The organism is Mycobacterium sp. (assembly GCF_051006775.1).
In the GTDB taxonomy this organism is placed as follows: Bacteria; Actinomycetota; Actinomycetes; order Mycobacteriales; family Mycobacteriaceae; genus Mycobacterium.
The window spans coordinates 1-5,279 of record NZ_JBPCSX010000088.1 but is presented as its reverse complement, the minus strand read 5'-3'; the positions used below and the strand labels follow the sequence as shown (position 1 = coordinate 5,279).

Genomic DNA, 5,279 nt, shown 5'->3' with positions numbered 1-5,279 from the left:
GCGCGCGAGCTCAGGTCGATGTCACCGTGGGTGGTGTCGGGCATGGCGGTGGTCATGGGAATCCTTCCCTTCTGCGGCGCTCGATCACTAACTGCTCGCCGGGAACGGTACGCGGATGGGACGGCTTCCTGTCCGAAACCGCGCGTGCGGGCGGCTCAGCTGACGGTGATCGCGACGGCAGGGCACATGGCCGCCGCCCGCACCGCCCGATCACGTTCGGTCTCCGGCGGGTCCGCATCGAGAATCACGACCTGGTCGGCACCGTCGGGGAGGTCGAACAGTTCCGGTGCCGCCATCAGGCACTGTCCGTGGCCTTCGCACAGGGTGTAATCGACTGAGATGTGCATGAGCCCAGTATCCGGCGCGGCTGCAGCCCCGGCGCTGGACCCCCCGCGCCAGATGTGGCTCGCCCGGCCCAGCGGTACGGTTTGACTGCCGACGTTGGTGCGCCCCCATAGCCCAATTGGCAGAGGCAGCGGACTTAAAATCCGCACAGTGTCGGTTCGAGTCCGACTGGGGGCACTCTCGACCCGCTGCCGGCTGAAACCGGGCGCTCAGCCCTCAGTCGTTCGTCGCACCCAGCGCGTAGGTCGTCAGTTCTCCGTGGCCGAACATCATGTCCGGATCCGGATTCACCTCGCGGGACATCACCTGATAGCCGTTGGCGAGTAGTTCGGCCACGGGCCGGTAGATCGAGTCCGCATCGCGCAGCCAGGTGCTGCGGTACACAACCAGAATCACACGCTCAGCCTCACGCAACAGGTGGTACGACAGCCAGTGCTGAACGAAGCCTCCATCCAATGCGCCGCGTTGCCATTTCGTGTCGTTGGCTGCTGACCAGGTTTCCGGAGGCACCGTCCACTCCGGATTGGCTTGCCTGAAATCGGGGTCGCAGTTCTCGGTCAGAGGGCCGAGCGCATCGGTGAACGCGGTGGCGCCGTGCGTGAACTCCACCGCCGACTTGGCCAGCGCCTTCTGCGAGGTGGAGATGGCCCTGCTGACGTCATCGAGGGTCCGCTGCAGCTTCCCGCGCACTTCAACGAAGGGACAGGAGTCCAGTGCCGCGTTCAACTGACTGAACCTGCGCAGCGGTTGATCGAGTTGATCGACGCCCTGTTCGATGACGGCCACTGCGTCCCAGCAACTTCGGACAAGGCAGGATTGGGAGCAATACGGCCAGAAAATCGCTGACTGCTGGTGGTCGCAATCGATGTATTCGCATCGCGACAGCACCCGCGCCGGTGCCGGCGCCAGGGTCAATTGAGGACGCGGCATGAGCCCCCCGTCCACACACTCGGACGTTCCGCGAATGTCCACATCGGCCCTACGGATCGACAGTCGGCAGTCGCCAGATCATCCGGCCCTCGTCGGTCAGGTGGGTGTAGTCGTTGACGCGGATCAGCAGGTCGGCGTCGGCCGCGACTCGGGGACGGTATGCGAAGCCGCCTCTGCTGCTCACTCCGGGTATGGGCTCGATGCGGGGATCGAATTCGAGCACCACGTTGTCCGTGCGGATATTGCGGTAGAACGAGCGGAGTCGATTCAGTTTGTCCTTCGACATGCCTTTGCCGCCGGTGGCGACGTATTCGCCGTGGTCGCGCATGCGCCGGTAGGGGGAGGTCTGATTCTGCTCGTGCGGGACCTTCCACGGGAAGTGGCGTGCGGCCTCCTCACGGGGAGTCAGCCGTCCACCGTAGGAGCGCTTGTGCCAGGACACCGCCTGTCGGGTCGTACCCAACATACGTGCGATCTCGGACTGGGTGTAACCCTGGCTCTTCAGGTCCTCGATGATGGTGAGCGACAACTCCGGTTGCCCATGGGCCATGCCGGAAAAATACGCGTATGCGCCGTTAGCTGTCAAACGAGAAACTTGTCCGAACTGCGGTTTAAAAAACCGATCACCATCTAGTCAAAAAAACATCATTCGTACATTGTCAAACTGTTGCACGTACGCAGTCAAGCTGATTATGGTGGCGGCGATCGTCCGCTCACATCACCCCGGTAAGGATCCCGACATGACTGCTTCATCGCCCTTTGACGCTTCCTCTGCCGGCCGAGGTCGGCATCGTGGCCGGGGGCGCAGGATCCAGCCGTACGCGTGGCTGGGCGCGGGCGTGCTCACCCTCGGGGTCGGTGCCGTGGTGGCCGGCGGTTCGCCCGTGGCTAGGGCCGACACCACTGACGCGGCGGGCGCTGTCGCGGCGGAGGCTCCGGTGTCGTCGGGGCCTGCGGTGCGGGGATCGGGGCGCGCAGGGTCAGATGCGCAGGCCGTTGGTGGGTCGCTCGCGGGTCGCCGTTCGGCGGGTTCGCCGGGTTCGGTGTTCATTGCGGGCGCGGGCGGGGGGCAGGTTTCCGCGGGTAAGCCGCGCGCCGCCGTGGCGGTGGCCGGGCCGAAAGACGTCAGTGGGCTGAAGACGACCCCGTCGCCTGTCCTGGTGGCACCGAAGGTCGCGGCCCCGGCGGTGGTCGGTAGTTACCCGGCGCCGAACCAGTTGCTGCGGGCCGGTCTGGCGGTGCCTGCGGCGGCGGTGAACGAGCTTGTCGTGCCGTCGGGTCTGGTGGTTGCTCCCGGTGCGGCGCGGGTGCTGTCGGTCGGGGACTGGCAGCCCGGGTCGATCGTCCGGATATTTTTCGGCAACGGCACCGCCGACAACCCCAATGGCGGGTTGTTGTTGGGCAATGGCTATTCCTGGACGGCCCTGACGTGCAACCAGGGGCAGGCCTGCATCGGCGGCAATGGCGGCCTGATCGGTTCGGGGGGCAGCGGTTTCAATGGCGGCACCGGCGGCAACGCTGGGTGGTTCGGCGGTGGCGGCGCCGGTGGGTCAGGGCGCAGTGGGCAGGCCGGCGGCAACGGCGGCTGGGGTGGTTTGTTGCTCGGCAGTGGTGGGGCCGGCGGTACCGGTGGGGCCGGCGGCGCCGGCGGTAACGGCGGGGCCGCGGGTGTGCTGTCGATCTATGGCGACGGTGGGGCCGGCGGTGCCGGCGGGACGGGCGGGGCTGGGGGTCGCGGCGGCAACAGTGCGTTGTTGCTGGGCAGCGGCGGCAAGGGCGGTAACGGCGGTGCGGGCGCGGCCGGTGGCCGCGGCGGAGACACCCGGTGGATCACACTGTGGGGCAACGGCGGTGCCGGCGGGATCGGCGGATCCGGCGCGTTCGGCGGCGACGGCGGCCGGGGCGGTCTGGTGTTCGGCAACGGCGGTGACGGCGGAGCCGGCGGGGTCTCGACCGATAACGCGGTGACCGGCGGCCATGGCGGCAACGGCGGCAGCACCGGACTGCTGTCGCTGTGGGGCAGCGGCGGTGCGGGCGGAGCAGGCGGCCGGGGCGCGGCCGGCGATGTCGGCACGGGCGGTGGCATCGGCGGGGCCGGTGGCAACGGGGGCGTCGGCGGCAATGGTGGCGATGGCAGTTGGATCATCGGGCGCGGCGGTGCGGGCGGTGTCGGCGGCCTCGGTGGGGCGGGCGGCAGCGGCACCGCCGGTAGGGACGGCAAAGACGCCACCACTCCCGGTGGTGACGGCGGCGACGGCCGTGACGGCAGCGGCGGTGGTGTCGGCGGTAACGGGGGCGCGGGCGGGCAGGCCGGTTCGGGCCGGTTCCTGCTGCTTTTCGGGCAGAACGGCCGCGACGGTAACGGCGGTGACGGTGGCACGGGCGGCAGTGCCGGTGCGGCCGGCAATGGTGGTAGAGGCGGTGACGGTGACGCCGCCAACCCTGACGGCGGTGCTGGCGGAAACGGTGGCAACGGCGGCGGTGTCGCGGGCGTCGGCGGCCTCGGTGGCGCGGCGGGCGGCCGGTGCGCCCAAGCGGGCGCCTCGGGAGCGGCCGGCGCAACCGCCGGCGGTGGCGATGGCGGCGACGGCGGTGCGGGCTACAACGCCGCCAGTGATCCCTTCGCGGTGGCCGGCGTCGCCGGTGGCAACGGCGGTAGCGGCGGCAACGGCGGCACCTATGGCGACGGCGGGGCCGGTGGCTTCGGCGGCAACGGCGCGGCCGGCGTGGCCACCACCGGAGTGGGTGGCGCCGGTGGCAATGGTGGTGCCGGCGGTCGCGGTGGTCTGGTGTCCGGTGCCGGTGGCATCGGTGGTGATGGTGGTGCCGGTGGCACCGGCGGTGTCGGTGCGCGTGGTGCAGACGGCGCCGATGCGACCGCGACGACGGCGGCCGGTAACGGTTCCGATGGTGGTGCCGGCGGTGGTGTCGGCGGACGCGGCGGTAATGGCGGCGTCGGCGGTGCGGCGGCAGCCGGCAGCCTCAACGGTAGCGGCGGTAGCGGCGGTAGCGGTGGTGCCGGCGGTGAGGGTGGTGACGGCGGTAACGGCGGCAAGGGGAGCGCGCAGTTCACCGCCGGCGGCAACGGCGGTAACGGTGGCGGTGGCGGGGGCGTCGGCGGTGCCGGTGGTCTCGGTGGTGCGGCCGGCAGTGGCGGTTCCGGGGGCTCGGCCGGTGCCAACGGCAGTGCCGGATCCACCGGCGGTGGGGACTTCGGTGACGGTGGTAACGGCGGGGCGGGCTATGACGCTGCCGCCGATCCGACCGCGGCACTGGGTACCGCGGGCGGCAACGGTGGCGCCGGCGGCAACGCCGCCGCTTACGGCAGCGGCGGCAGAGGCGGTGCGGGCGGCAACGGCGCCACCGGAGGCAATGGCGGCGCCGGTGGCTCGGGCGGCAATGGCGGTTCGGTCAGCGGTGTCGGCGGTTCCGGCGGTACCGGTGGTCGCGGCGGAATCGGTTCGGGCACCGTCGGTGTCGGCGGTGCCGGTGGTGTCGGCGGTGCCGGTGGTCGCGGTGGTCTGGTGTCCGGCTCCGGCGGAACCGGCGGTGATGGTGGTGCCGGTGGCATCGGTGCGGTGGGCACGCGTGGTGCTGACGGCGCCGATGCGACCGCGACGACGGCGGCCGGTAACGGCGCCGACGGTGGTGCCGGCGGTGGTGTCGGTGGTGTCGGTGGTGCCGGTGGCGTGGGCGGTGCGGCGTCGGCCGGCAGCCTCAATGGCAGTGGCGGTAGCGGTGGCACCGGTGGTGCCGGCGGTGAGGGCGGTGACGGCGGTAACGGCGGCAAGGGCAGTGCGCAGTTCACTACCGGCGGCAACGGTGGCAACGCCGGCTCCGGTGGCGCCGCCGGCGGCGCCGGCGGGCAGGGCGGTGCGGCCGGTAGCGGCGGCAACGGCGGCAGCGCGGGCCTCAGTGGCAGTGCCGGATCCACCGGCGGTGGGGACTTCGGTGACGGTGGTAACGGCGGGGCGGGCTATGACGCTGCCGCCGATCCGACCGCG

The 5,279-nt window shown here is 71.0% G+C and carries 4 protein-coding genes and 1 tRNA gene; 2 read left to right on the top strand and 3 right to left on the bottom strand.

Features of this window, described 5'->3' with window-relative positions:
* Window positions 1–155 precede the first annotated feature (155 nt).
* Entirely contained in the window at window positions 156–347 is a 192-nt protein-coding gene (locus ACR2JI_RS06480) for a ferredoxin (protein ID WP_526389220.1), read from the bottom strand.
* 101 nt (window positions 348–448) lie between these two features.
* On the opposite strand from ACR2JI_RS06480, the gene ACR2JI_RS06475 reads away from it, so the two are divergent.
* A tRNA-Leu gene (locus ACR2JI_RS06475) sits at window positions 449–522 on the top strand.
* A 39-nt stretch (window positions 523–561) separates the two neighbouring features.
* Here ACR2JI_RS06475 and ACR2JI_RS06470 read toward each other — a convergent pair.
* Together ACR2JI_RS06470 and ACR2JI_RS06465 are read right to left on the bottom strand one after the other, a co-directional pair.
* Complete coding sequence (locus tag ACR2JI_RS06470) at window positions 562–1,131, bottom strand: hypothetical protein (RefSeq protein ID WP_526389218.1); 570 nt, start codon at window positions 1,129–1,131, stop codon at window positions 562–564.
* Between the two features lie 193 nt (window positions 1,132–1,324).
* Entirely contained in the window at window positions 1,325–1,825 is a 501-nt protein-coding gene (locus ACR2JI_RS06465) for an XRE family transcriptional regulator (protein WP_526389216.1), read from the bottom strand.
* A gap of 190 nt (window positions 1,826–2,015) precedes the next feature.
* Here ACR2JI_RS06465 and ACR2JI_RS06460 point away from each other — a divergent pair.
* Window positions 2,016–5,279, top strand: a 3,264-nt coding sequence (locus tag ACR2JI_RS06460) for a hypothetical protein (protein WP_526389214.1), incomplete at its 3' end; no start/stop codon positions are given.

Bases quoted from the DNA above. Each gene is read 5' to 3' on its own strand.
- ACR2JI_RS06480 (WP_526389220.1), bottom strand. From the start codon at position 347: ATGCACATCTCAGTCGATTACACCCTGTGCGAAGGCCACGGACAGTGC.
- ACR2JI_RS06465 (WP_526389216.1), bottom strand. From the start codon at position 1,825: ATGGCCCATGGGCAACCGGAGTTGTCGCTCACCATCATCGAGGACCTG.